The organism is Bradyrhizobium sp. WBOS07 (assembly GCF_024585165.1).
Lineage (GTDB): Bacteria > Pseudomonadota > Alphaproteobacteria > Rhizobiales > Xanthobacteraceae > Bradyrhizobium > Bradyrhizobium japonicum_B.
In genome coordinates this window covers 4,857,150-4,879,260 of record NZ_CP029008.1, presented here as the reverse complement: position 1 = coordinate 4,879,260, position 22,111 = coordinate 4,857,150, and the positions used below count along the sequence as shown (strand labels likewise).

Here is a 22,111-nt window from a genome sequence, read left to right as displayed (position 1 = left end):
ATAGTGCAACGCTCCCCGGGGAGAGCGCGACATAAGCCGTTCCAACCATCGCGCAGGGAAGGCCGGGATGTTCCGGTTGCCCTGTGGTCTTTCCGCCTGTGCTTGCACACGCAGACTACCATCTGCACAGGCGGCCACGGGAGCCAATCGGCTCCCGGCCTTCCCTGCGCCCTCTCTTCCAATAGGGCGCGCGACCAAGGCAAAGCTCGGGCGAAACGCGCCGCGGGAACGCGGAGGTGCGCCTGTTATGAAAGATTGCAAGGGATCGAGCGATGTCCTCACGACACATTTGTCATTGCGAGCGCAGCGAAGCGATCCAGGAATGTCTCCGCGGCAGGATTCAGGATTGTTTTCACTGCGCTCGCAATGACGAGATCGAGACAGCAAACGCACCCTCACCCCAAGCTCGCCGTCACCACCGCCATCACCGACAGCAGCAGCACGATGGTGACGAGTTGCAGCGAGGCGACCGGCTGGGTGCGCCATGCCGTGATCTTGTCGGACAGCGACAGGTGGGCCTCGAAGAATTTCGGCTCGTAGACGGTCTTGAACAGGTGCGGGAGGCTCGGGCCAAACGTCACGGCCAGTAGCGCGTGGGCCAGCGAGGCGATGGCGACGAAGATGGCGACGCCGGGGTCGCCGGCGAGGTCGCGGTCGCCGCAGAGCTTGAGCAGGAAGGCGGCCAGGGCGAAAGTCGGAAAACTCTGCAGGATCGCGGTCAGCGCGAGGCCTTCGAGCGCGTTGTGCAGGCGGGACTTTCGGACTCTGGCGATGGTAGCCATGGCACGTCTCCCTGGTGACATGCGGATGACGCTACCCCTGCCGGCCTTGGGGTGATGTGAGGCGGGTCACGCCCCATAGCCGCCTGTCGCGCGATGGATTCCGGGCGCCGCTCCGGAATGACAGACGACAACTTGCGGTTCCGGGCGGCTGCGCGGAGCCGAGTTGCGCATTGCGCACTGGGCCGTGGCGAACCGCGCAGCTGATCCGGCACGAATTCGTGCAGCCGGCCCGTCACGCAACTTTCAATTGCACGCCATGAACCTGGCATTGCGCCGGCGCGTCATAAGGTCTGGAACATCCCTGTGATTTCGCGGATTGCCGGTGCGCGGGACCACGCGCTAGCGTTGCAAGGCGGCCAAGAAAAAGGATGGGCGGAATGTCGATCGAGAAGCTCAATCGCCAGCGGGTCGTGCATCTGCTCGACGCCTTCGCCCGCGGGGACATCGAGACGGCGCTGGCATGCTGCACCGACGACGTCGACTTCCTCACCCACGCGCCGATCGACGTGCTGCCGCACATGGTGCCGCGCCGCGGCAAGGGCGAATTGCGCGAGCTGTGGGAGACGATCTGGTCGCGCTATTCCGAAATCCGCTACAAGGCGCCGCACATCGTCGCCGAAGGCGAGACGGTCGCGACCTACATGCAGACCTATTTCAGGAAGCGCAGCAACGACCGCATCGTGCAGTTCGACATGGCGGTGTTCTATACCTTCCGCGGCGGGCTGGTGGCCGAGATCCGGGAGATCATCGATTCCTACGATCTGGTGCAGCAGGTGCTGGAGCGCGAGATCGGACCGCTGATCACGGGCGTGCAGGCGGATTGATCCCCCTGGCCTGGAACCCGGAACCGAACCCGGAAGATTACGGGGTTCTATTGTAAATTTCACAAAATCCGTTCAATGGTGCATTGCAAAAACGTGAATTGCGTTTTGGCCGAAGCCCGCTACATTGTTCGTATACAAATGAGTTGATCCCCGGCGCCTGGCTGCGCGTGGGGATGTTTTTCGTTTCCTTTCGCAAGCCAGCTTCAGGACTGCCCAAAATGACAGAGCACAGCCTCTGGCGTTTCTCGCGCGCGTTGCACCGCGCGATCAACGACCGGCATTTCGAGGATATCGAGGCCCTGATCGACGAGGACGTCGAGTGGGCGCTCTACGGCCCGATCGACATGTTTCCGTTCCTCGGCGCACGCCGGGGCAAGGCGGCCGTGCTCGAGGTCATCCACCAGCTCGCCGACAATTTCCAAGTGCACCGCTTCGACCGCGAGAGCATCATGCTCGGCGTCGATTCCGCCGCCTCGATGGTGCGCTATTCGCTCACGGCCCTGGATTCCAACAAGCCGATCAGCCTGCGGGTCGCGCAGTTCGCCCAGTTCAGGGCAGGCAAGCTCGTCAGCATGCGCGTCCTGATCGACACGTTCGACCTGGTCGAGCAGGCCCTCGGCCGCGCCATTCATCTGCCGAAGATGACCCGCGTCGGCTGACGCATGATCCGGTCCCGAAGGGCCGCGTTAGCGCAAAGTGCGCAGCGGTTCTTCATCATGCGCAGACGACAACCTGAAGCGCGATGACGATCATCGCGCTTCAGGGGGGACACCAACGGGCCCCGCCGTTCGGGACCGATGACGATGCCGGCCGCGACGTCCTGGCCTCCAGCCCCGCCGGATGCCGTCGCGCCAGAAGCTCGTCATCGGGCGCGCGCCTTCCGCGCGGCCCGTTGGTTCGCCGCTTGAATTTCACCGCCACAATTTCGCAACGATGGATCAGCATTTTCCGCGCGGAATGGCGCATGGTCTTTGCCGACGGCCGATATATATATTGTCGGGCAGCATGCGTTGGGGCTCGCGGGCAGGACGATGGAATTCTCGACAGGGTTTGGCTGGACCAAGCTGCCGATGCTGGCGGCCGCATTCATTTTGGGCTCGGTCCTGACGTTACAGGCGCAGATCATCCCGCCCTTCTCCCCTCCAGCGGCCGCAGCTGACGACGAGGCCGAGCCGGAGGCCGTGGCGGAGGCCCCCGACGTCAGCGACCCCGACGTGATGAAGGACATCGACGTCGACAAGCTCGACTGGAGCCAGCTCGCGGTCGACGCCGGCACCGGCATCGATCCCATGGCCGCCAAGAAGCGCGCCCAGGCCGCCGCCAGGGACGGGCTGGACTGGTCGTCCAATGCCAACGCGAACGGCTCCTCGGCGGTGACGGTGAAGCAGTCCGTGTCCCCGTTCTGGGACACGCGGATCGGCGCCGACATGACGGTGGCGAGCGAGCCGCGGACGATGTCCGAGTTGCTGGCGCAAAAGGCCGGCAACGGCGGCAACCTGCCGCAATCCTCCGGCAGCGCCTGGGCGACGGCAACCGCGCCCGGCGCCGGCGCGATCTGGGACAAGACCGCCGTGGAAGCCCGCGTCGATCCCGGCGCCGAGCAGAGCAGGATCGGGGCCTCGCTGACCAAAGCGGTGCCGCTGTCGGGCGACACCTCGCTGACGCTCCAGAATGGCTACAGCGTCAACCAGCAGGGCAGCGCTGCCGTGCCCGGCATCGGCGGCCACATCATCCGCAATTACGAAACCGACCAGTCCGCCAGGGTCACCCTCAGCGACACTGGCACCAGCATCACCGCCGGCCAGACGCTGTCGACCACCGACGACAAATGGCTGCGCAAGGTCGGCGCCGAGCAGAAGCTGTTCGACAACGTCACCGTCTCCGGCTCGGTCGGCGAGACCTCGCAAGGCGCGGTCAACAAGAGCGTGACGGCCGGCTTCAAGAAGAGCTGGTGACTTTCGCCTCTCCCCACCTGCGGGGAGAGGCCGGAATTTGCGCAAGCAAGGTCCGGGTGAGGGGGACTCTCCGCGAACTCCTTTGCCACCGTTCCTGCGGAGACACCCCTCCCACCGCAAGCGGGGCGAGGGAGCAGACCGCCGACCCGGCTAGAGCTTCGCATCCCCGCACCGGCGTTCACACTCTCCTAACCATACGCCACGGCAAAACCCCCGAATGGTCCGCCCTTGCCGCATCTCGGCCCATTTGCGGTCAAAATCGGACGCCCTGATAAGGAAGCCTCACAGACGTCGTCGTGCGGGGGACACTCGCGCTGCGCTCAACGCGAACAGGGGAACAACGATGAACGCCATGCGTCCGGAAAAGATCGAAACCACCGAGACCGAGACGGTCGACACCAACCTCGCCGCCGTGACCGAGGTCGAGGCCGGCATCCGCGACTTCGTCCGCAACGATATCGCCTATCTGCGCCGCCCGGCGGCGACCACCACCGACGCGCCGCCGCTCGACCCGAGCGCGGAGGCCACCGTCAACAACGTCAACTCGCTGATCCAGCGCGTCGCCGGCACCTCGCTCGCCGAGATCGAGAACCTGATTTCCGAGCTCGAGAGCCTGCGCGACCTGCTCCATGCCGAAGGCCAGCGCGTCCAGCGCGAGATTTCCGGCTATGCCCAGCTCAGCCAGGCCGCGATGAAGTCGACCCGCATGATCGCCGACAACGTCGCGCAGTGGAAGCGCGCCGCCGACGGCCTGCGCAACAGCTGATCGCCAAGCCCCGCATCACCGGCCGCCGCGTTCTCGGAAGAGAGCGCGGCGGTTTTGATTCCGGGAGGTTTCGTGCCCCGGACGCGGTGCCGCACGCAGTGACGCGCCGCAGAGCCGGGGCCTATGCCTCAAATTGAAGTGGCCTCGCGATGGCGCCCGGCTCTGCGCAGCAGCGCAAGAGCGCTGTAGCGCGTCCGGGACACGAGAGTATGGCTTGAACCCTACGCTCATCCCCAACGACTAATGCCAGCGTCGGCAGCCTTGCGGCCGGGCCTTGGGGGACATTTCAGATGGAAAGCATTCGGCCCGACACCACGGACCCGATACCGTTGCGGCCCGCGCCGAATCAATTCGGCACGATCATGCTGCGCTTTGTCGGGCTGCTGGCGGTTGCGATCGCCATCCTGGCGTTCGTCTATAGCCGCTAAGGCGCGGCCGGATGCCGGCCGCGAAAGATGAACGAAGTGTTACCGGCTCGCTTCGGTGACCGAGGCTTCCAGGGTGTAGGCGCCATCGGCATAGCCCTTCACCACCATGCCGGCGACCAGCATCACTGCGAGCGTCGCGGTCGCGAAGATAAATCCTACGAACTTGAGTGCGCCGCGATCTGCCATGGTCCTCGTCCCCTGTCTCTGCCAATTCGTTTCAAATAGACAGCGACAGGTTCATAATTAGTTAGCAACTCACAGGTTCCGCAGAAACCCTTCGCGGTAACCATGTTGCGCAGGCTTATGGCAGCCGCCCCGAATCGCGTCCATAGCGCGCGGGCAACACTCGCGCATCATTTGGACCGTTCATCTTGGAACAGATCTAACCGCCCTTCCGCTTGGGCACAAAGGCTGAAGCGGTGATGGAATAGACGTCTTCGCCGCGCTGGTTGGTGCCGGTGGTGCGAGCGGTCAGGATGCCCCAGCCGGGGCGCGAGGCCGAGCTGCGCTTGTCGGTGACGACGTTGACATACGCGACGGTGTCGCCGGCGAGCACCGGTCTGATCCAGCGCAGGTCGCGAAAGCCCGGCGACGGGCCCCATAGCGCGACCTCCTCGCCGCGCGAGGCGGCCTCGCGCGCCAGACGCTGGCCGTCGGCGACGAGCAGGCTCATGCAGGCCGAGCCGACATGCCAGCCCGACGCGGCAAGCCCGCCGAACAGCGAGTTCTTGCCCTCCTCCTCGTCGAGATGGAAACGCTGCGGATCGAACTTGGCGGCGAATGTCTTGATGGCCTCGGCCGTGAAGGTATAGCTGCCGATCTCGCGGCGCTGGCCGATTTCGATGTCGTCGAAGAACCGCATCAGACCGCTCCCTCGCGCCGCTTGATCAGAATCGGCGACGTCATCTCCGCGAGCGCCTCACCCCTGGCATTGCGCACGGTGCATTTGAACTTGACGATGCCGAGCTCGGGCCGGCTCTTCGAGGTGCGCGCCTCCAGCACATCGACCTCGAGCATGAGGTCGTCGCCGGGCCGCAGTGGCGAGAGCCAGCGCACTTCGTCGACGCCGGGCGATCCCAGCGATGCGGCGCGGGTGATGAAGCCGTCGGCCATCATCCGCATCATCAGCGAGCAGAGATGCCAGCCCGAGCCGGACAGGCCGCGCAGCATGCTCTTGCTGGCAGCCTCCTCGTCCAGGTGCATCGGCTGCGGATCGAACTCGGCGGCAAAGGCCAAAATCTCGTCGCGGGTGACATGGCGCGGGCCGAACGTGCCGAACCGGCCGGGCGGGAAATCTTCGAAGGTCAGGGTCATCTGGGGAAAGCTTTGCGGGAATGACAGATTGTGGCCGCACTTTGCGGCAATCTCAACCCGCCGGCCCGCATGGCTCGTGCTACATACCGGGTGGCGGCGTTGATCCGAGTCGGATCGACCGAGGGCCGCGATCGGTTTATCAAGGCCCAGTGCCCTGGGGAGAGCAATGTTTTCATTCAGCGACCTTTTCCAATGGGACCGCTTCATCACGCCGACGATCATCAAGACCTTCTATTGGCTGGTGATCGCGCTGATCTGCCTGTTCGGTCTCTCCGGCATCTTCTCCGGGCTCGCCGCGATGGCGATCAGCCCGTTCGGCGGCTTCCTGGTGCTGCTGTCCTCGATCGCCAGCGTCGTCGTCGGAATCGTGTTCTCGCGCATCCTCGCGGAGCTGATCCTGATCGTCTTCCGCATCAACGAGCATCTCGGCGCGATCCGCGACCAGGGCGGCGGGATGCGGTGACGACGGTCTCGTAGGGTGGGCAAAGCGAAGCGTGCCCACGATCTTCCACAATGACAGCAGGTGGTGGGCACGGCGCGATGCGCCTTTGCCCACCCTACGGCACTACGGCACCGGTGTTGCCGGCTTACTACGTATTGAACCTGAAATGCATCACGTCGCCGTCGGCGACGACGTAGTCCTTGCCTTCGAGGCGGAGCTTGCCGGCATCGCGTGCGCCGGCTTCGCCGCCGAGCGCGACATAGTCCTCATACGCGATGGTCTCGGCGCGGATGAAACCCTTCTCGAAGTCGGTGTGGATCACGCCGGCCGCCGCGGGCGCCTTGGTGCCGCGATGGATGGTCCAGGCGCGCGCTTCCTTCGGGCCCACGGTGAAATAGGTGATGAGGTCGAGCAGCGTGTAGCCGGCGCGGATCAGGCGATCGAGGCCGGCCTCTTCGAGGCCCAACGTCTCCAGGAACTCGGCGCGCTCCTCGCGCGAGATGGTGGCGATCTCGGATTCGATCTTGGCGGAGATGACGACGGCGACCGCGCCTTCCTTGGCCGCCTGCTCCTCGACCGCCTTGGAGAAGGCGTTGCCTGATGCAGCCGAGCCTTCCTCGACGTTGCAGACGTAAAGCACGGGCTTGGAGGACAGCAGGCCGAGCATGGCGAAGGCGCGCTCCTCCTCCGGCTTGCGCTCGACGAGACGCGCGGGCTTGCCCTCGCGCAGCAGCACCAGGGTGCGGTTGACCAGGTCGAGCTGCTCCTTGGCGTCCTTGTCGTTGCCCTTGGCCTTCTTGGTGAGGTTGTCGACGCGCTTCTCGAGGCTGTCGAGGTCGGCGAGCATCAGCTCGGTCTCGATGGTCTCGATGTCGGCGAGCGGGGCGATCTTGCCCTCGACATGGGTGATGTCGGAGTCTTCAAAGCAGCGCACTACATGCGCGATGGCGTCGACCTCGCGGATGTTGGCGAGGAACTGGTTGCCGAGGCCTTCGCCCTTGGAGGCGCCGCGGACCAGGCCCGCGATGTCGACGAAGGTCAGCCGGGTCGGGATGATCTGGCCGGACTTGGCGATGGCGGCGAGCTTCTCCAGCCGCGGATCCGGCACCGCGACCTCGCCGACATTCGGCTCGATTGTGCAGAACGGATAGTTCGCGGCCTGCGCCGCGGCCGTCTCGGTCAGCGCGTTGAACAAGGTCGACTTGCCGACATTGGGCAATCCGACGATCCCGCATTTGAATCCCATGGTATCCTCTATCCGTATTCGTCATGGCCGGGCTTCGTCCCGGCCATCCACGCCTTGACGCGCGGAATGAAGAACGTGGATGCCCGGAACATCTAGCGCGAAGACGCGCTTCTGTCCGGGCATGACGGAGAAAACGGCGACCCTATTCCTTGCCGTTGTCGTCCTTGGTCAAAAAACCCTTGGCCTGCATGGCCAGATGCACCCTGTTGGCGAAGGTCGCGTCCGTGCCCTTGGCAAGCAGTGCGGCGTGCTCGGCGACGGCGTCGCACAGCGTCGCCACCCATTCGTTGTCGGCCTTGGCGAAGTCCGACAGCACGTGGCCGTGCACCAGCTCCTTGACGCCGGGATGACCAATGCCGAGGCGCACGCGGCGATAGTCGTTGCCGATATGCGCCGAGATCGACCGCAGGCCGTTGTGGCCGGCGATGCCGCCGCCGATCTTCACCCGCACCTTGCCCGGCGGCAGCTCGAGCTCGTCATGGAACACCGTGACGTCGCCGGGCGCGATCTTGAAGAAGCTCGCCGCCTCCTGAACGCTGCGGCCGGACTCGTTCATGTAGGTCGTCGGCTTGAGCAGGATCACGCGCTCAGGTCCGAGCGTGCCTTCCGACGTCTCGCCCTGAAACCTGCGGCGCCAGGGCGCAAAGCCATGACGCCGCGCGATCTCGTCGACGGCCATGAAGCCGATATTGTGCCGGTTACGTGCGTATTTCGCGCCGGGATTGCCGAGCCCAACAAAGAGTCGCATGACGCGGCGCGCCCCTCAGCCAGCGCGCGATCAGGGACCGCGCGCCAGCTCATCTGAGAGATTACTTCTTCTTGTCGCCGCCGGCGGGAGCCTTGGCAGCGGCGGCAGGTGCAGCAGCGCCCGCAGCCGGAGCCGCGGCGCCAGCGGCCGGAGCCGCCGCAGCAGCGCCCGGAGCCGCAGCCGCAGCCGCGGCCTTCTGCTCTTCGGCGTAGCCGGACGGCGGCACGATGGTGACGAGGGTCGCGTCCTCGCGGGTCAGCGCCTTCACGCCGGCCGGCAGCTTGACGTCGGACAGATGCAGCGAGTGACCGATTTCGAGCGCGCCGACGTCGGCCTCGATGTACTGCGGAATGCTCTCGACGCCGCATTCGAGCTCGATCGCGTGGGCGACGATGTTGACGGTGCCGCCGCGCTTCACGCCCGGGGAGCTTTCCGCCTTCACCACGTGCAAGGGCACGCTGATGCGGATGGTGGCGCCTTCGCCGAGCCGCATGAAGTCGACATGGATCGGGAAGTCCTTGACCGGGTCTAGGTGATAGTCGCGCGGGATCACGCGGTGCTTCTTGCCCTCGAGATCGATGTCAACCAGCGTGGTCAGGAACCGGCCGGCGAGGATGCGCTGGCGCAGTTCGCGATCTTCGATCGAGATCGTCACCGGGGGCTGGTTGTTGCCATAGATCACTCCGGGCACGCGCCCGGCGCGACGCTCAGCCCGGGCGGCCCCCTTGCCGCTCTTCGGACGTGCGGTCGCCTTCAATTCCTTGACGGTCGTCGCCATGTCGTTAAGTCCTTGTTTTGGCAAAAGTTAATGGGCCGCAGCGCGGCCCATGGCATAGCTCGCAGCAAGCCTCCAGGGGTGCGGGGGCCACGAACGTGGCGGGCTTTTACCCGGAAGCTGCGGAAATGACAAGGAGAATGGGCTGCCGGCCCGCACGGAGTAGCCCGGATGGAGCGCAGCGCAATCCGGGGCTCTCACCTTGCGGGACGACCCTCCCGGATTTCGCTACCGCTCCATCCGGGCTACGGGACCGTCGTCACCCGCCGAGCTTGGCTTCCAGCGCCGCGATGCGCGCTTTCAGCGCCTCGTTCTCCTCGCGCGCCAGGCGCGCCATGTCCTTGACCGCCTCGAACTCCTCGCGCTTGACCAGATCCATGTCGCGCAGGAATTTCTCCGCCTGGGTCCGCATCACCGTGTCGAACTCGCGCTTGACGCCCTGAGCGGCCCCGGCGGCGTCGTTCATCAGGCGGCCGATCTCGTCGAAAAACCGGTTGTTGGTCTGGGTCATGGCGGGCCTCCGATAAACTTTGCGCGAACTCTCCGAAACACAATGGCAATCCGAACGGAACGGTTCAAGAGCCGCGGGGTGGTAACCTTGTCATGACCCGGTGTCCTTGCAATCGTCCTCGACGTCCCTGCATAAGAAGAATCACAGGGCGTCTGAAGGCGCCGACCGCCGCGATTTCGCTTGGACATTGAAGGCGCGATGCAGCTTCTTCTGATCGACTTCCCCGCCTTCACGCCGATCGCGCTCGAGATCGGCCCGTTCGCGATCCGCTGGTATGCGCTGGCCTATATCTGCGGCATCGTGTTCGGCTGGCTCTATGCGCGCTCGCTGCTGAAGAACGAGCGCCTGTGGGGCGGCCCGGCGCCGATCTCGCTGGTGCAGATCGACGACTTCATCCTCTGGGTGACGCTCGGCATCATCCTCGGCGGCCGCACCGGCTACGTGCTGTTCTACAACCTGCCCTTCTTCATCGATCATCCCGCCGCGATCTTCAGGCTATGGGAGGGCGGCATGTCCTTCCATGGTGGCTTCCTCGGCTGCGTCGTCGCGGTGATGTGGTTTGCCCATCGCAACAAGATCCCGATCCTGTCGCTCGGCGACATCACCACAGCGGTCGCGCCGGTCGGGCTGCTGCTCGGGCGGATCGCCAATTTCATCAATGGCGAATTGTGGGGCCGCGTCACCGATGCGAGCCTGCCCTGGGCCATGATCTTCCCGAACGATCCGACGCAGCTGCCGCGCCATCCGAGCCAGCTCTACCAGGCCGGCATGGAAGGCATCCTGCTGTTCACCGTGCTCGCGGTCATGATCCGCTTCGGTGCCCTGAAGCGGCCCGGCATGATCCTCGGCGCCTTCATCCTGATCTACGGCCTGGCCCGCATCGCCGGCGAGCATTTCCGCGAACCGGACGCACAGCTTGGTTTCCTCTGGGGCGGGTTAACCATGGGCATGCTGCTGTCGATCCCGATGCTTATCGTTGGCCTCATACTTATTGTATTGGCAGTCAGGCGCGGTGCGCCGCAGCCCGCCCAGGCCATTCGTTAATTCATTTCGAGAAAGTACGCCGTGACCGACCAGCCGCTACTCGACGAGATCAAGGCGCTGATCAAGGCGTCGGGCCCGATGCCGGTCTGGCGCTACATGGAACTGTGCCTGATGCATCCGCGCCATGGCTATTACGTCTCGCGCGATCCGCTCGGCCGTGAAGGCGACTTCACCACCGCGCCCGAGGTCAGCCAGATGTTCGGCGAGCTCTTGGGGTTGTGGACCGCCTCGGTGTGGAAGCAGATGGGCTCGCCGCAATTCCTGCGGCTGATCGAGCTCGGCCCCGGCCGCGGCACCATGATGGCCGACGCCCTGCGCGCGCTCCGCGTGCTGCCGCCGCTGTACCAGGCGCTCCATATCCACATGGTCGAGGTCAATCCGGTCCTGCGCGAGCGGCAGGGCGCGACGCTGTCCGCCGTGCGCAACATCTCCTGGCACGACAGCATCGACGACGTGCCTGATGGCCCGAGCATCATCCTCGCCAACGAATATTTCGACGTGCTGCCGATTCACCAGATGGTCCGCCTCGAGAACGGCTGGCACGAGCGCGTGATCGAGATCGACGGCAACGGCAGGCTTCAGTTCGGCGCAGCGCCGGAGCCGACCCCGCGCTTCGACGTGCTGCTGCCGCCCCTGGTGCGCGCCGCACCTATCGGCGCCGTGTTCGAATGGCGGCCCGACGGCGAGATCATGAAGCTCGCCACCCGCGTGCGCGACCAGGACGGCGCCGCCCTGATCATCGACTACGGCCATCTGCGCAGCGACGCCGGCGACACCTTCCAGGCGATTGCCCGCCACACCTTCGTCGATCCCCTGAAGGCGCCGGGCCAGGCCGACGTCACCGCCCATGTCGACTTCCAGGCGCTGGCGCGCGCGGCCGAGGACGTCGGCGCGCGCGTGCACGGGCCGGTGACGCAAGGCGACTTCCTCAAGCGCATCGGCATCGATACGAGGGCCGCCGCCTTGATGCAGAAGGCCACGCCGGAAGTCGCCACCGACATTTCGATCGCGCTCAAGCGCCTGACCGACACCGGGCGCAGCGGCATGGGCTCGATGTTCAAGGTGCTCGGCATCTCCGAGCCGCGGCTGACGGGCATTGCCGGCCTCAGCGATTTCGAACAGGCCGGAGGCAATTGATGACGCTCACCTCCTCGCTGCTGGCAGCTGTGCCCGGCCTGCGCCATGCCTTCTTCACGCGCGAAGGCGGCGTCTCCGGCGGCATCTATGCCGCGCTGAACGGCGGGCTCGGCTCCAACGACGATCAGGGCCTCGTCGCGGAGAACCGCCGCCGCATGGCCGAGCATGTCGGTGTCGGCGCGGACCGCTTCCTCAGCCTGCACCAGATCCACTCGCCCGACGTGCTGGTTGCCGAGACACCATGGCCGAGCGGGCCGCGGCCGAAGGGCGATGCGCTGGTGACGAAAACGCCCGGCATCGCGCTCGGCGTCTCCACCGCCGATTGCGGACCGGTGCTGTTCGTCGATCCCCATGCACGCGTGATCGGCGGTGCACATGCCGGCTGGAAAGGCGCGCTCACCGGCGTGCTGGAGGCGACGATTTCGGCGATGGAGGATCTCGGCGCCACGCGCGGCGGCATCATCGCGGCGATCGGGCCGCTGATCCGCCAGGACAGCTACGAGGTCGGCAACGAGTTCGTGGCGCGCTTCATCGAGGCGGATGCGGACAACGCCATGTTCTTCATCCCGTCGGTGCGCGAGGGACACGCGATGTTCGATCTCGCCGGCTTCATCCGCCAGCGGCTCGAGGCCGCCGGCATCCTGATGATCGACGATCTCGGCCTCGACACCTATGCCGACGAGCGCTTCTTCAGCTATCGCCGCTCGGTGCATCGCAAGGAGCCGGATTACGGCCGCCACGTGCATGCGATCGCGCTCGAAGCGTGAACACAAGGGCAACGCACTGTGTCATTCCGGGGCTCGCGAAGCGAGAACCCGGAATCCATCGGGCGGCAATTCACGCGGAGAAATGGATTCCTGGCTCGCGCCAAGCGGCGCGCCCCGGAATGACACTGTGTGTCCGTGCGCCGCCGCCCTAGACCTTAATCGATTTTAACGATATCGCTGCCCTCCATAATGAGGGACGCGTCATTCATCCTGGGCCGTGCGGGTTCGCGCGTGCTGGCGGCCATGCTGCTGGCGGCTGCGACCGCGCTTGGCGGCTGTGCCGGCGGTGGCGGCGCCGCGAATTCCTATGCGATGGCGCCGAGCACCGGCTCGGGCGCGACGGTGGCGTTCGAATCGATCGACGGGCCGCCGCCGCAGGTGTTCGACCGCATGGTCGGCGTGCTCGACAGCGAATCCAAGCTGCGCAGCCTGTCCGTGGTCTCCCGCGAGGGCTCGGCCGCCTACCGCGTGCGCAGCTACCTCTCCGCCCAGATCGTCCGCGGCAAGACCGTGATCGCCTGGGTCTGGGACGTCTACGACGCCAATCAGCAGCGCGCGCTGCGCCTGTCCGGCGAGGAACCGACCTCGGTCAAGGCCGGCCGCGACGCGTGGGCGGCCGCCGACGATCTGGTGCTGCGGAAGATCGCCCAGGCCGGATTCAGTGGACTTTCCAACATGATCAACGGCACGCCGGACTCACCTGGCGCAGCGCCTGGCTTGCGGGGACCGGCGGTGGCGAGCGTGATTCCCGAGGCGCCGACGTCGGACATGCCGTCCTCCGCGCTCGGCTATGCCGAGCGATAACCCCCGCTAAACCACGGCCTCAAGTTGCGGCCAAACCGTTGGCCCGACTCAGGATTTTCGAAGGGAAAACGTAGCCTTCCGGGTTGCCATTGCAGCCTCCCGCCTGATATTTCCTCGCCCGTCGTAACCGTGCTTCCAGTGGGATCTGAGATGTTGAACGTCGTATCCAGCAAAGCGCGGGAGGAAGCGTCTATGTCGGCCAAAAACGGCTCCATCAAGCTCGTCGCCGGCAACTCCAATCCGGCCCTCGCGCAGGCGATCGCGCAAGGCCTCGACCTGCCGCTGACCAAGGCGGTGGTCCGGCGCTTCGCCGACATGGAAATCTTCGTCGAGATCCAGGAGAACGTCCGCGGCTCGGATGCCTTCGTCATCCAGTCGACCTCGTTTCCCGCGAACGACCATCTGATGGAGCTCCTGATCATCACCGACGCGCTGCGCCGCTCCTCGGCGCGCCGCATCACCGCGGTGCTGCCCTATTTCGGCTACGCCCGGCAGGACCGCAAATCGGGCTCGCGCACGCCGATCTCGGCCAAGCTCGTCGCCAATCTGATCACGCAGGCCGGTGTCGACCGCGTCATGACGCTCGACCTGCATGCCGGCCAGATCCAGGGCTTCTTCGACATCCCGACCGACAATCTCTATGCGGCGCCGCTGATGGTGCGCGACATCAAGGACAAGTTCGACCTCTCCAAGGTGATGGTGATCTCGCCCGACGTCGGCGGCGTGGCCCGCGCGCGCGGCCTCGCCAAGCGCATCAACACCCCGCTCGCGATCGTCGACAAGCGCCGTGAGCGCCCGGGCGAATCCGAGGTCATGAACGTGATCGGCGATGTCGCCGGCTACACCTGTATCCTCGTCGACGACATCGTCGATTCCGGCGGCACGCTGGTGAATGCGGCCGACGCACTGCTCGCCAAGGGCGCCAAGGACGTCTACGCCTACATCACGCACGGCGTGCTCTCCGGCGGCGCGGCCGCCCGCATCTCCGGCTCCAAGCTGAAGGAGCTGGTGATCACCGACTCGATCCTGCCGACGGAGGCGGTGACCAAGGCGCCGAACATCCGCACGCTGCCGATCGGCAGCCTGATCTCGGATGCGATCGCGCGCACGGCCGCAGAAGAATCGGTGTCGAGCCTGTTCGACTGATTTTTTCGATCCGAGAAGTCTCGTAGGGTGGGCAAAGGCGCAAAGCGCCGTGCCCACCTTTTTTCATTTGCGAGAGAAGGTGGGCACGTTTGCGCTTTGCCCACCCTACGGCAGCCTGCCTACCCCACGATCCCCGCGGCGACCTGACCGCGCAGGCGCTCCAGGCCGAGCAAGGTCTCGGCACAGGCTGCCGCGACTTCCACGCCCTTGATGGCAAAGTGCTTGCGGAAGAAGTCGTAGTGCACCTCGGTCTCGTGGAATTGCTGCGGCGTCAGCACCGCCGAGAACACCGGCACCTCGGTGCGCAGCTGCACGTCCATCAAGGCCTTGATCACGGTGTCGGCGACGAATTCGTGGCGATAGATGCCGCCGTCGACGACGAGGCCGGCCGCAACGATCGCGGTGTAGCGACGCGTCTTGGCGAGGACCTGCGCGTGCAGCGGGATCTCGAACGAGCCCGGCACCTCGAACACGTCGACATGGGTGAGGTGCCTTGCCTCCGCCTCCTTCAGGAAGGCGATGCGGGCCTCCTCGACCACGTCGCGATGCCAGCAGGCCTGTACGAAGGCCACCCGCTGCGGCTTGGCAAAGCGCGGATGCCCGGTCGCGGGTCCTTGCGGAACCGGCGGCGGTTGGACGTCTGAGTTTTGGACTTGGGGGTCTTGCAACATCTGATTCATGGCTTTCCTCAGTTTAAGGACCAGAATCAGGGCACACGGAACGACAAGCAGCCGCACCTTGCGATGCGTCTGCTACCGACCGTTCTCTTTCATCCGGACTTTGACCGTCGGCTTCGGAGTTGCACCGAATCTGCTGACCCTTCCCTTCGGGTTACCCCTTGGGGAAGGCGCTCGCGGGCTTGGGCCTTTCGACCCTTACCGCCGGTGGGGACTTTCACCCCGCCCTGAGAACATCGGCCGCTCGGGATGAACGGCCTGGGCGGAAATATGCCGCCGGCGCGCCGGCGCGGCAAGCGCGTTCCGCATGGGCAAATCGCATGGTCCCATGCCGGCGTAGAGGTCCTGTTGGCGGTCCGGCCCTCGTGGGACGGAATTAACGATTGGCGCCCCCGAATCCGATTCCGGTTTGTTCTCCTCGATCGGGATCCGAGGCTTTCGACGTTAAGAATTGTGGCGGAGATGAGCTGTGGACGAACGAGTCCTGGCTTGTGGACGGACTCCGGACCCCGTTGCGCAGATTCCGCAAATCACATCACTTGATCCGCGACAGGCCCGCGCTGATCCGAGGGGATCGTAACAGCGACCTGGGGATCGCATGAGCGACCCTGAGGGATCGCAGCAGCGACGTTGAGGGAGAGCGTGCCGGGCCGACCGCGTGCGTATCAAGGACAACAAGAAGGCAAGAGGTCGAGACGGCATGTCCCTGCTCGAAGGCACTATCGATTCCAGAAGCCATCCGCTCGCGGTGGTCGAGGATATCGCTGCCAGCAACAACTGGCCGTTCGAACGCTCCGGCGAAGACGAACTCACGATTGTCTCGAAGGGACAATGGACCGACTACCAGCTCTCCTTCACCTGGATGGGCGAGATCGAGGCGCTGCATCTGGCCTGCGCCTTCGACATGAAGATTCCGCACGCGCGCCGCGGCGAGGTGCAGCGGCTCGTCGCCGCCGTCAACGAGCAGCTGTGGGTCGGTCATTTCGATCTGTGGACCAACACCGGCATGGTGATGCACCGCCAGGCCCTGGTGCTGCCGGGCGGCCTCACCGCCTCGACCGCGCAATGCGAGGCCATGCTTGCCGGCGCCATCCATGCCTGCGAGCGCTATTTCCCGGCGTTCCAGTTCGTGGTATGGGCGGGCAAGACCACCACCGAGGCCATGGACGCCGCGATGTTCGACACGGTCGGAGAGGCGTAGGGCTCGCCTCGCCCTCCGCTGTCGTCCCGGACAAGCGCGCCCTAAGCGCGCGCCGATCCGGGATCCATACCGCGTGATGGCCACCTGTGGCACGCGGCTTGTTGCCAACACCTCGATCCACTAGAACCGCCCGTGGTTATGGATCCCCGCCTTCGCGGGGATGACGCCTGAGTGTGTGGCAACGGCGATGGCAAACAACCCCCTTCAAAACATCACCGGCACCATCCTGCTCGCCGGCGCCGGCAAGATGGGCGGCGCGATGCTGACCGGATGGCTGGCGGGCGGGCTCGACCCGCGCCGTGTCGCCGTGATCGATCCGCATCTGTCGCCCGAGATCACCGCGCTCGCCGCCAGGGGCGTCGCGCTCAATCCCGATGCGACGACGGCAGGCCCCGTCGAGACGCTGGTCGTCGCGGTGAAACCGCAGATGTTCCGCGAGGCCGGCACCAGGTTGAAAGCGTTCGTCTCGGACAAGACCTCGGTGGTCTCGATCATGGCGGGAACCACGATCGCCTCACTCCAGGAGGTCTGCGGCGGCGCCGTGGTGCGCGCGATGCCGAACACGCCGGCCGCGATCGGCCGCGGCATCACCGTCGCCGTCGCGGCCAACGACGTCAGCACCGCGCAGCGCGCACTGGCCGACGCGCTGCTACGCGCCACCGGCGCGGTCGAATGGGTCGAGGACGAAGGCCTGATGGACGCGGTGACCGCCGTCTCCGGCTCCGGGCCGGCCTATGTGTTCCTGCTCGCCGAGGAGCTGGCACGCGCCGGCGTCGAAGCGGGTCTGCCCGAGGCGCTGGCAATGAGGCTCGCACGCCAAACCGTCTCCGGCTCCGGCGAGTTGCTGCACCAGTCCGAGCTGCCCGCCGGCACACTGCGCCAGAACGTCACCTCGCCCGGCGGCACCACCGCCGCAGCGCTCGGCGTGCTGATGGGAGAGCCGGGCCTGCGCGATCTCATGATCCGCGCGATCGCCGCCGCGACGAAGCGATCGAAAGAATTGGCGAAGTAAGACGGTGCTGTAGGGTGGGCAAAGGAGCGTAAGCGACGTGCCCACCGTCTCTCAACAATTGCAGATGGTGGGCACGGCGAAGGCGCCTTTGCCCACCCTACGGCGCCGTGCCGGCTCCCAGCCGCTTGTTGAACGTCTCGACATTGACGAGCCCGCGCGCGTGGCGACCTTCGCCGAGCTTGCGCGTGCCCTCGTAGGCTTCGACCTCGAAGCGGATGACGCGGCGCTCGACCGCGACCACCTTCGCGGTGGTCCGCACCGTCGCGCCGACGAGGGCGGCCGCGAGATGGCGGATGTCGACCTCGGTGCCGACAGTGACCCAGCCCGGCTGCAGCGCTGAGCGGATCGCATCGCCCGAGGTCATCTCCATCTCCAGGATCATCATCGGCGTGGCATAAACAAAGGGCATGCCGGGCACGAAATGCCCGACCGTGCGCTCGGCCGGCACCACCAGCGTGCGCTCGGCACTCATGCCGATCGTGATGTAATCCCGTGCGTCCATGGGTCTTGCTCGATGTCGTCCCGGACAAGCGCGCCTTAAGCGCGCGCCGATCCGGGACAACAGTGGTGATTGACGCTTGAGAAGCGGCTACTTCTTCGCGGCCGCCGCGCGTTCCACGAAGGTCTTGCCGCCCTTCATCTTGTGGCGGAGCGGGGCTTCGTTGATCTGGATGACGACGGCATCGGCATCGACGCCGAGATTCTTCACCAGCGCCTGCGTGATGTCGCGCATCATGCCGGCCTTCTGCTCGTCGGTGCGGCCTTCGGCCATGCTGATGGTGATCTCAGGCATTGTTCTCTCCCTTGCGGCCGGACGCCGGCCATTGACGGTCGCCATCAAACAAGACGTGGATGCCCGGGACAAGCCCGGGCATGACGGCGCGCCGGAATGGCTATCCCCACTTTACGTCATGGCGGGCCAGGACCTCGCGCACTTTCGCGACGAGATCGGCTTCGCTGCACGAGAACTGCGCCGGGCGGCTCTCGCGCCATTCCTGGTTGGAGGCGATCGCGGCGGCCGCCTTGGCGCCTTCGATCAGGTCCTTGATCTGCAGCTCGCCGCGCGCCTTCTCGTCGGAGCCCTGGATGATGACGCAGGGCGAGTTGCGGCGATCGGCATATTTGAGCTGGTTGCCCATGTTCTTGGGGTTGCCGAGATACAGCTCGGCCCGGATGCCGGCATTGCGCAACGACGCCACCATCTTCTGATAGTCGGCGACGCGGTCGCGGTCGAACACGGTGACCACGACGGGACCGAAGTCCGGCTTGGTGTCGAGCTTGCCGAGCAGCATCAGCGCGGCCTGCAGGCGCGACACGCCGATCGAAAAACCGGTCGCCGGCACCGGCTCGCCGCGAAAGCGCGAGACGAGGCCGTCATAGCGTCCGCCGCCGCCGACCGAGCCGAAGCGCACCGGGCGACCCTTCTCGTCCTTGGTCTCGAGCAGCAGTTCGACCTCGTAGACGGGGCCGGTGTAATATTCGAGACCGCGCACGACGGAGGGATCGATCTTGATGCGGTCTGCACCGTAACCCGACGCAGTGACCAGCTTGGCAATCTCTTCCAGCTCGCTCACGCCGGCCTGACCGACCGGGCTCTTGGCGAGGTAGGCTTCCGCAGCGGCAACGGCCTCTTTCCAATCCTCGCGCGGCTTGGTGATGGCGAGAACGACGTCGGCTTCGGCTTCGCTCAGATTGGCGCCCTTGGTGAAGTCGCCCTTGCCTTCTTCGCCGCCGTCCCAGCGTCCGGGACCGAGCAGCTTGCGCACCTCGTCGGCGGGAAACTTGTCGAGCTTGTCGATCGCGCGCAACACCGTCAGCCGGCGCGCCGCGTTCTCCTCACCCGCGAGCCCAATGGCTTCCAGCACGCCATCGAGCACTTTTCGGTTGTTCACCTTCACGACATACTGGCCGCGCGCGATGCCGAGCGCCTCCATCGTGTCCGCCGCCATCATGCAGATCTCGGCGTCCGCCGCCGGAGTCGCCGAACCCACCGTGTCGGCGTCGAACTGCATGAACTGACGGAAGCGGCCGGGGCCCGGCTTTTCGTTGCGGAAGACGTAGCCGACGCGGTAGCTGCGATAGGGCAGGACCAGCGCGTCGGTGCCGTAGCGCTCGCCGACATAGCGCGCCAGCGGCGCGGTCAAATCGTAGCGCAAGCTGATCCACTGCTCGTCGTCGTCCTGGAACGAGAACACGCCCTCGTTCGGGCGGTCCAGGTCGGGCAGGAACTTGCCGAGCGCGTCGGTATATTCCATCGCCGGCGTCTCCACCGGCTCGAAGCCGTAGAGCTCGTAGACGGCACGGATCTTCTCGACCATCTCGCGCGTCGCCCGGATCGCTGAGGGATCGCGATCCTCGAGCCCGCGCGGCAGACGCGCCTTCAGTTTCTGGGGTTTTTTGGGTTTCTCGGCCATGCGCGGCGTTTACCAGCCGGGGCGCGAGGCGGCAACTGCTCTACGGCTGCTCCATCCGCGCCCGCAGCGCATCGGCGTCCGCCTTCGGCAGCGATTTCAGCGTCGGCTTGATGGTTTCGCCACCGACGATCTTGCCGTTGCGCATGAACATCCAGTCCGAGATGTCGGCCTCGGTGAACGAAACCTTGTCGCCGGCGTGCTTGCCCGGCAGATCGCGGGGTTGGTTGGCAAACAGGCCGGTAAAGGTCCCGCCGGGCTGCTTCTTCACCTCGCCGATCCAGATGTGCTCGCCACCCTTGCGGGTCGCAAAACGCACCTTCAGGGCGTGCCCGGTTTCGGACGGCTTCTGCGCCTCATAGGAGGCCCAGAAGGCCGGCAGCGTGCCGCGGGCCCGCGCCATCGCCGCATTCATCTCGGGATCGCCGGTGCGCACGTCGACGATCGGCGAGCGGTCTTGCGCGACGACCTCGTGCGTCGGGCCGATCGTCAGGATGCCGAACACCGAGATGCCGGTGATTGCGGCGAGAACGACCCATTTCACGGGTTGGGAGAGCCTTGCTGCCATGATCGCGATACCCAGGATGCCTTGATGCGTCCTGGCTTTGTCGCGAGATCGTGGCAGGGCGTTCAGTGCACGAAACGCACAAACGATGCGCGTTTCCCCTCTCCCCTTGTGGGAGAGGGTGGCTCGCCGCGCTAGCGGCGAGACGGGTGAGGGGTTCTTTCCGCGACCGCAGATTTAACGATGCGGACAGAGACCCCTCATCCGGCGCTTCGCGCCACCTTCTCCCACAAGGGGAGAAGGAAGAAGAAGCAATCAAAACACCTTGCGGATCCAGTTGTGCGGATCGTTGGTGCGGCCGTACTGGATGTCGACGAGCTGCTTGCGCAGGCCCATGGCGACGGGGCCGGCGGCGCCGCCCGATATCTCGAAATCGCCGCTGACCGAACGCACCTTGCCGATCGGCGAGATCACGGCGGCGGTGCCGCAGGCAAAGGCTTCCTTCAGCCTGCCGCTGGCGGCATCCTTGCGCCACTGGTCGAGCGAATACGGCTCCTCGCGCACGGTCTTGCCGGCATCGCGGGCGAGCGTGATGATGGAATCGCGGGTGATGCCGGGCAGGATGGTGCCGAGCGGCGGCGTCGAGAGCGAGCCGTCGTCGAACACGAAGAACACGTTCATGCCGCCGAGCTCCTCGACGTAGCGACGCTCGATCGCATCGAGAAAGACGACCTGGTCGCAGCCGTGCTGCATCGCCTCCGCCTGTGCGCGCAGGCTGGCGGCGTAATTGCCGCCGCATTTGACCGCGCCGGTGCCGCCGACCGCGGCGCGCGTGTAGTTTTCCGACACCCAGATCGAGACCGGCGCAGGGCCGCCCTTGAAATAGGAGCCGACCGGCGAGGCGATGACCGAGAAGATGTATTCGGACGACGGCTTGACGCCGAGGAAGGTCTCGCTCGCGATCATGAAGGGGCGCAGATAGAGACTGCCCTCGCCGCCCGGCATCCAGGCGCGGTCGATGCGCACGACCTGCTCGACCGCCTCGATGAAGACGTCCTCGGGCAGCTGCGCCATCGCCATGCGGTCGGCGGAATCCCTGAAGCGGCGCGCATTGGCATCGGGCCGGAACAGGTTCACGCCGCCATCGTCGCGCTTGTAAGCCTTCAGGCCTTCGAAGATCTCCTGGGCGTAGTGCAGGACGGCGCCGGCCGGATCGAGCTGGAAGTTGGCGCGCGCTTCGATCTTCGCCTCGTACCAGCCGCCCTTGAGCTGGTTGTAGCGGACGATCGCCATGTGATCGGTGAAGACCCGCCCGAAGCCGGGGTCGACCAGCTTGGCCACGCGGTCCTTCTCGGGCGTCGGATGGGTTGCGGGCTGGATGTCGAATGTCATGCTCATGTCCTTGGCTCCCGCTGCCGGTAACGGCGCTGTTTCTCACGCCCGCCCGCCCCGTCGGGGCCGGCCGGCTTGATTGGTTTCTGGCCGGACCCCGTCGCCAGCCTTGTTACGGCCGGTTTCCCGTGGCCAGCATGTCGCTGAGGACATGCTTTTGCGGGAGGCGGAAGTCCAGTATGTTTTGCCGAAATGCCGCTCGACAATCGCACGGTAGATCTGAT

General features: G+C 65.7%; 27 protein-coding genes and 1 riboswitch. Of the genes, 13 read left to right on the top strand and 14 right to left on the bottom strand.

Annotated features, from left to right (window positions below; all coding sequences use genetic code 11):
- Positions 1-395: 395 nt before the first annotated feature.
- Entirely contained in the window at positions 396-782 is a 387-nt protein-coding gene (locus tag DCM79_RS23250) for a hypothetical protein (protein ID WP_257176523.1), read from the bottom strand.
- A gap of 377 nt (positions 783-1,159) precedes the next feature.
- Between DCM79_RS23250 and DCM79_RS23245 the strand changes: the two genes are divergently transcribed.
- From DCM79_RS23245 to DCM79_RS23225, 5 genes are all read left to right on the top strand, one after another.
- Positions 1,160-1,606, top strand: a complete 447-nt coding sequence (locus DCM79_RS23245) for a nuclear transport factor 2 family protein (protein WP_257176522.1) — start codon at positions 1,160-1,162, stop codon at positions 1,604-1,606.
- Between the two features lie 218 nt (positions 1,607-1,824).
- A complete protein-coding gene (locus DCM79_RS23240; RefSeq protein WP_257176521.1) occupies positions 1,825-2,265 on the top strand; it encodes a nuclear transport factor 2 family protein in 441 nt (146 codons plus the stop codon).
- Between the two features lie 372 nt (positions 2,266-2,637).
- On the top strand, positions 2,638-3,561 hold the full coding sequence (locus DCM79_RS23235; RefSeq protein WP_257176520.1) for a hypothetical protein: 924 nt from the start codon (positions 2,638-2,640) through the stop codon (positions 3,559-3,561).
- 343 nt (positions 3,562-3,904) lie between these two features.
- Positions 3,905-4,327, top strand: a complete 423-nt coding sequence (locus DCM79_RS23230) for a hypothetical protein (protein WP_257176519.1) — start codon at positions 3,905-3,907, stop codon at positions 4,325-4,327.
- A gap of 290 nt (positions 4,328-4,617) precedes the next feature.
- Positions 4,618-4,755 (top strand): hypothetical protein, encoded by a 138-nt coding sequence (locus tag DCM79_RS23225; RefSeq protein WP_007614812.1) that lies wholly within the window; start codon positions 4,618-4,620, stop codon positions 4,753-4,755.
- Between the two features lie 39 nt (positions 4,756-4,794).
- On the opposite strand, the gene DCM79_RS23220 is transcribed toward DCM79_RS23225, so the two are convergent.
- From DCM79_RS23220 to DCM79_RS23210, 3 genes are all read right to left on the bottom strand, one after another.
- Entirely contained in the window at positions 4,795-4,941 is a 147-nt protein-coding gene (locus DCM79_RS23220) for a hypothetical protein (RefSeq protein ID WP_257176518.1), read from the bottom strand.
- A gap of 196 nt (positions 4,942-5,137) precedes the next feature.
- The gene (locus DCM79_RS23215; protein ID WP_257176517.1) at positions 5,138-5,617 is read right to left on the bottom strand and encodes a MaoC family dehydratase; all 480 of its coding nucleotides are present in this window, start codon (positions 5,615-5,617) and stop codon (positions 5,138-5,140) included.
- A complete protein-coding gene (locus DCM79_RS23210) occupies positions 5,617-6,069 on the bottom strand; it encodes a MaoC family dehydratase (protein WP_028134404.1) in 453 nt (150 codons plus the stop codon). The genes DCM79_RS23215 and DCM79_RS23210 overlap by 1 nt, the downstream gene beginning before the upstream one ends.
- Before the next feature lie 166 nt (positions 6,070-6,235).
- Here DCM79_RS23210 and DCM79_RS23205 point away from each other — a divergent pair, with 166 nt between their 5' ends.
- On the top strand, positions 6,236-6,532 hold the full coding sequence (locus DCM79_RS23205) for a DUF4282 domain-containing protein (RefSeq protein ID WP_126259079.1): 297 nt from the start codon (positions 6,236-6,238) through the stop codon (positions 6,530-6,532).
- Between the two features lie 127 nt (positions 6,533-6,659).
- Here DCM79_RS23205 and ychF read toward each other — a convergent pair whose 3' ends face one another.
- From ychF to DCM79_RS23185, 4 genes are all read right to left on the bottom strand, one after another.
- Positions 6,660-7,757, bottom strand: coding sequence for a redox-regulated ATPase YchF (ychF, locus tag DCM79_RS23200; RefSeq protein ID WP_257176516.1), 1,098 nt, complete (start codon positions 7,755-7,757; stop codon positions 6,660-6,662).
- A gap of 142 nt (positions 7,758-7,899) precedes the next feature.
- Positions 7,900-8,505 carry an aminoacyl-tRNA hydrolase gene (gene pth / locus DCM79_RS23195; RefSeq protein WP_257176515.1) on the bottom strand — a complete coding sequence of 202 codons (606 nt, stop codon included), beginning with the start codon at positions 8,503-8,505 and terminating at the stop codon, positions 7,900-7,902.
- Between the two features lie 61 nt (positions 8,506-8,566).
- Positions 8,567-9,283 (bottom strand): 50S ribosomal protein L25/general stress protein Ctc, encoded by a 717-nt coding sequence (locus DCM79_RS23190; RefSeq protein ID WP_257176514.1) that lies wholly within the window; start codon positions 9,281-9,283, stop codon positions 8,567-8,569.
- A 256-nt stretch (positions 9,284-9,539) separates the two neighbouring features.
- Complete coding sequence (locus DCM79_RS23185; protein WP_007596812.1) at positions 9,540-9,791, bottom strand: accessory factor UbiK family protein; 252 nt, start codon at positions 9,789-9,791, stop codon at positions 9,540-9,542.
- Positions 9,792-9,989: 198 nt separating this feature from the next.
- Here DCM79_RS23185 and lgt point away from each other — a divergent pair, with 198 nt between their 5' ends.
- From lgt to DCM79_RS23160, 5 genes are all read left to right on the top strand, one after another.
- Positions 9,990-10,835, top strand: coding sequence for a prolipoprotein diacylglyceryl transferase (gene lgt, locus DCM79_RS23180; protein ID WP_257176513.1), 846 nt, complete (start codon positions 9,990-9,992; stop codon positions 10,833-10,835).
- Between the two features lie 21 nt (positions 10,836-10,856).
- Positions 10,857-11,972, top strand: coding sequence for a class I SAM-dependent methyltransferase (locus tag DCM79_RS23175; protein ID WP_257176512.1), 1,116 nt, complete (start codon positions 10,857-10,859; stop codon positions 11,970-11,972).
- Positions 11,972-12,739 (top strand): peptidoglycan editing factor PgeF, encoded by a 768-nt coding sequence (gene pgeF / locus DCM79_RS23170; RefSeq protein WP_257176511.1) that lies wholly within the window; start codon positions 11,972-11,974, stop codon positions 12,737-12,739. The genes DCM79_RS23175 and pgeF overlap by 1 nt, the downstream gene beginning before the upstream one ends.
- Positions 12,740-12,928: 189 nt before the next feature.
- Positions 12,929-13,543 carry a hypothetical protein gene (locus DCM79_RS23165; protein WP_257176510.1) on the top strand — a complete coding sequence of 205 codons (615 nt, stop codon included), beginning with the start codon at positions 12,929-12,931 and terminating at the stop codon, positions 13,541-13,543.
- Between the two features lie 192 nt (positions 13,544-13,735).
- Entirely contained in the window at positions 13,736-14,689 is a 954-nt protein-coding gene (locus DCM79_RS23160) for a ribose-phosphate pyrophosphokinase (RefSeq protein ID WP_257176509.1), read from the top strand.
- 119 nt (positions 14,690-14,808) lie between these two features.
- Here the strand turns inward: DCM79_RS23160 and DCM79_RS23155 are convergent, their stop codons facing one another.
- Positions 14,809-15,369, bottom strand: a complete 561-nt coding sequence (locus DCM79_RS23155) for a 6,7-dimethyl-8-ribityllumazine synthase (RefSeq protein ID WP_257176508.1) — start codon at positions 15,367-15,369, stop codon at positions 14,809-14,811.
- A gap of 77 nt (positions 15,370-15,446) precedes the next feature.
- Positions 15,447-15,605, bottom strand: a riboswitch (FMN riboswitch).
- Positions 15,606-16,066: 461 nt separating this feature from the next.
- Here DCM79_RS23155 and DCM79_RS23150 point away from each other — a divergent pair.
- Positions 16,067-16,567, top strand: a complete 501-nt coding sequence (locus tag DCM79_RS23150) for a YbjN domain-containing protein (protein ID WP_257176507.1) — start codon at positions 16,067-16,069, stop codon at positions 16,565-16,567.
- Between the two features lie 187 nt (positions 16,568-16,754).
- Entirely contained in the window at positions 16,755-17,579 is an 825-nt protein-coding gene (proC, locus tag DCM79_RS23145) for a pyrroline-5-carboxylate reductase (protein ID WP_257176506.1), read from the top strand.
- Between the two features lie 97 nt (positions 17,580-17,676).
- Here the strand turns inward: proC and DCM79_RS23140 are convergent, their stop codons facing one another.
- The 5 genes from DCM79_RS23140 to DCM79_RS23120 form a co-directional block, all read right to left on the bottom strand.
- Positions 17,677-18,081 (bottom strand): thioesterase family protein, encoded by a 405-nt coding sequence (locus tag DCM79_RS23140; RefSeq protein WP_257176505.1) that lies wholly within the window; start codon positions 18,079-18,081, stop codon positions 17,677-17,679.
- Between the two features lie 87 nt (positions 18,082-18,168).
- A complete protein-coding gene (locus tag DCM79_RS23135; RefSeq protein ID WP_257176504.1) occupies positions 18,169-18,417 on the bottom strand; it encodes a 4-oxalocrotonate tautomerase family protein in 249 nt (82 codons plus the stop codon).
- Positions 18,418-18,472: 55 nt separating this feature from the next.
- Entirely contained in the window at positions 18,473-19,993 is a 1,521-nt protein-coding gene (gene hisS / locus DCM79_RS23130) for a histidine--tRNA ligase (protein WP_257176503.1), read from the bottom strand.
- 40 nt (positions 19,994-20,033) lie between these two features.
- Positions 20,034-20,558: a YegJ family protein gene (locus DCM79_RS23125; protein ID WP_257176502.1), complete on the bottom strand. Its 525-nt coding sequence runs from the start codon at positions 20,556-20,558 to the stop codon at positions 20,034-20,036.
- Positions 20,559-20,810: 252 nt separating this feature from the next.
- Entirely contained in the window at positions 20,811-21,893 is a 1,083-nt protein-coding gene (locus tag DCM79_RS23120) for a branched-chain amino acid aminotransferase (RefSeq protein WP_257176500.1), read from the bottom strand.
- Between the last annotated feature and the right edge of the window lie 218 nt (positions 21,894-22,111).

Coding starts and splice junctions, on each gene's coding strand:
- DCM79_RS23250 (WP_257176523.1), bottom strand. CDS start 782: ATGGCTACCATCGCCAGAGTCCGAAAGTCCCGCCTGCACAACGCGCTC.
- DCM79_RS23245 (WP_257176522.1), top strand. CDS start 1,160: ATGTCGATCGAGAAGCTCAATCGCCAGCGGGTCGTGCATCTGCTCGAC.
- DCM79_RS23240 (WP_257176521.1), top strand. CDS start 1,825: ATGACAGAGCACAGCCTCTGGCGTTTCTCGCGCGCGTTGCACCGCGCG.
- DCM79_RS23235 (WP_257176520.1), top strand. CDS start 2,638: ATGGAATTCTCGACAGGGTTTGGCTGGACCAAGCTGCCGATGCTGGCG.
- DCM79_RS23230 (WP_257176519.1), top strand. CDS start 3,905: ATGAACGCCATGCGTCCGGAAAAGATCGAAACCACCGAGACCGAGACG.
- DCM79_RS23225 (WP_007614812.1), top strand. CDS start 4,618: ATGGAAAGCATTCGGCCCGACACCACGGACCCGATACCGTTGCGGCCC.
- DCM79_RS23220 (WP_257176518.1), bottom strand. CDS start 4,941: ATGGCAGATCGCGGCGCACTCAAGTTCGTAGGATTTATCTTCGCGACC.
- DCM79_RS23215 (WP_257176517.1), bottom strand. CDS start 5,617: ATGCGGTTCTTCGACGACATCGAAATCGGCCAGCGCCGCGAGATCGGC.
- DCM79_RS23210 (WP_028134404.1), bottom strand. CDS start 6,069: ATGACCCTGACCTTCGAAGATTTCCCGCCCGGCCGGTTCGGCACGTTC.
- DCM79_RS23205 (WP_126259079.1), top strand. CDS start 6,236: ATGTTTTCATTCAGCGACCTTTTCCAATGGGACCGCTTCATCACGCCG.
- ychF (WP_257176516.1), bottom strand. CDS start 7,757: ATGGGATTCAAATGCGGGATCGTCGGATTGCCCAATGTCGGCAAGTCG.
- pth (WP_257176515.1), bottom strand. CDS start 8,505: ATGCGACTCTTTGTTGGGCTCGGCAATCCCGGCGCGAAATACGCACGT.
- DCM79_RS23190 (WP_257176514.1), bottom strand. CDS start 9,283: ATGGCGACGACCGTCAAGGAATTGAAGGCGACCGCACGTCCGAAGAGC.
- DCM79_RS23185 (WP_007596812.1), bottom strand. CDS start 9,791: ATGACCCAGACCAACAACCGGTTTTTCGACGAGATCGGCCGCCTGATG.
- lgt (WP_257176513.1), top strand. CDS start 9,990: ATGCAGCTTCTTCTGATCGACTTCCCCGCCTTCACGCCGATCGCGCTC.
- pgeF (WP_257176511.1), top strand. CDS start 11,972: ATGACGCTCACCTCCTCGCTGCTGGCAGCTGTGCCCGGCCTGCGCCAT.
- DCM79_RS23165 (WP_257176510.1), top strand. CDS start 12,929: ATGAGGGACGCGTCATTCATCCTGGGCCGTGCGGGTTCGCGCGTGCTG.
- DCM79_RS23160 (WP_257176509.1), top strand. CDS start 13,736: ATGTCGGCCAAAAACGGCTCCATCAAGCTCGTCGCCGGCAACTCCAAT.
- DCM79_RS23155 (WP_257176508.1), bottom strand. CDS start 15,369: ATGAATCAGATGTTGCAAGACCCCCAAGTCCAAAACTCAGACGTCCAA.
- DCM79_RS23150 (WP_257176507.1), top strand. CDS start 16,067: ATGTCCCTGCTCGAAGGCACTATCGATTCCAGAAGCCATCCGCTCGCG.
- proC (WP_257176506.1), top strand. CDS start 16,755: ATGGCAAACAACCCCCTTCAAAACATCACCGGCACCATCCTGCTCGCC.
- DCM79_RS23140 (WP_257176505.1), bottom strand. CDS start 18,081: ATGGACGCACGGGATTACATCACGATCGGCATGAGTGCCGAGCGCACG.
- DCM79_RS23135 (WP_257176504.1), bottom strand. CDS start 18,417: ATGGCGACCGTCAATGGCCGGCGTCCGGCCGCAAGGGAGAGAACAATG.
- hisS (WP_257176503.1), bottom strand. CDS start 19,993: ATGGCCGAGAAACCCAAAAAACCCCAGAAACTGAAGGCGCGTCTGCCG.
- DCM79_RS23125 (WP_257176502.1), bottom strand. CDS start 20,558: ATGGCAGCAAGGCTCTCCCAACCCGTGAAATGGGTCGTTCTCGCCGCA.
- DCM79_RS23120 (WP_257176500.1), bottom strand. CDS start 21,893: ATGAGCATGACATTCGACATCCAGCCCGCAACCCATCCGACGCCCGAG.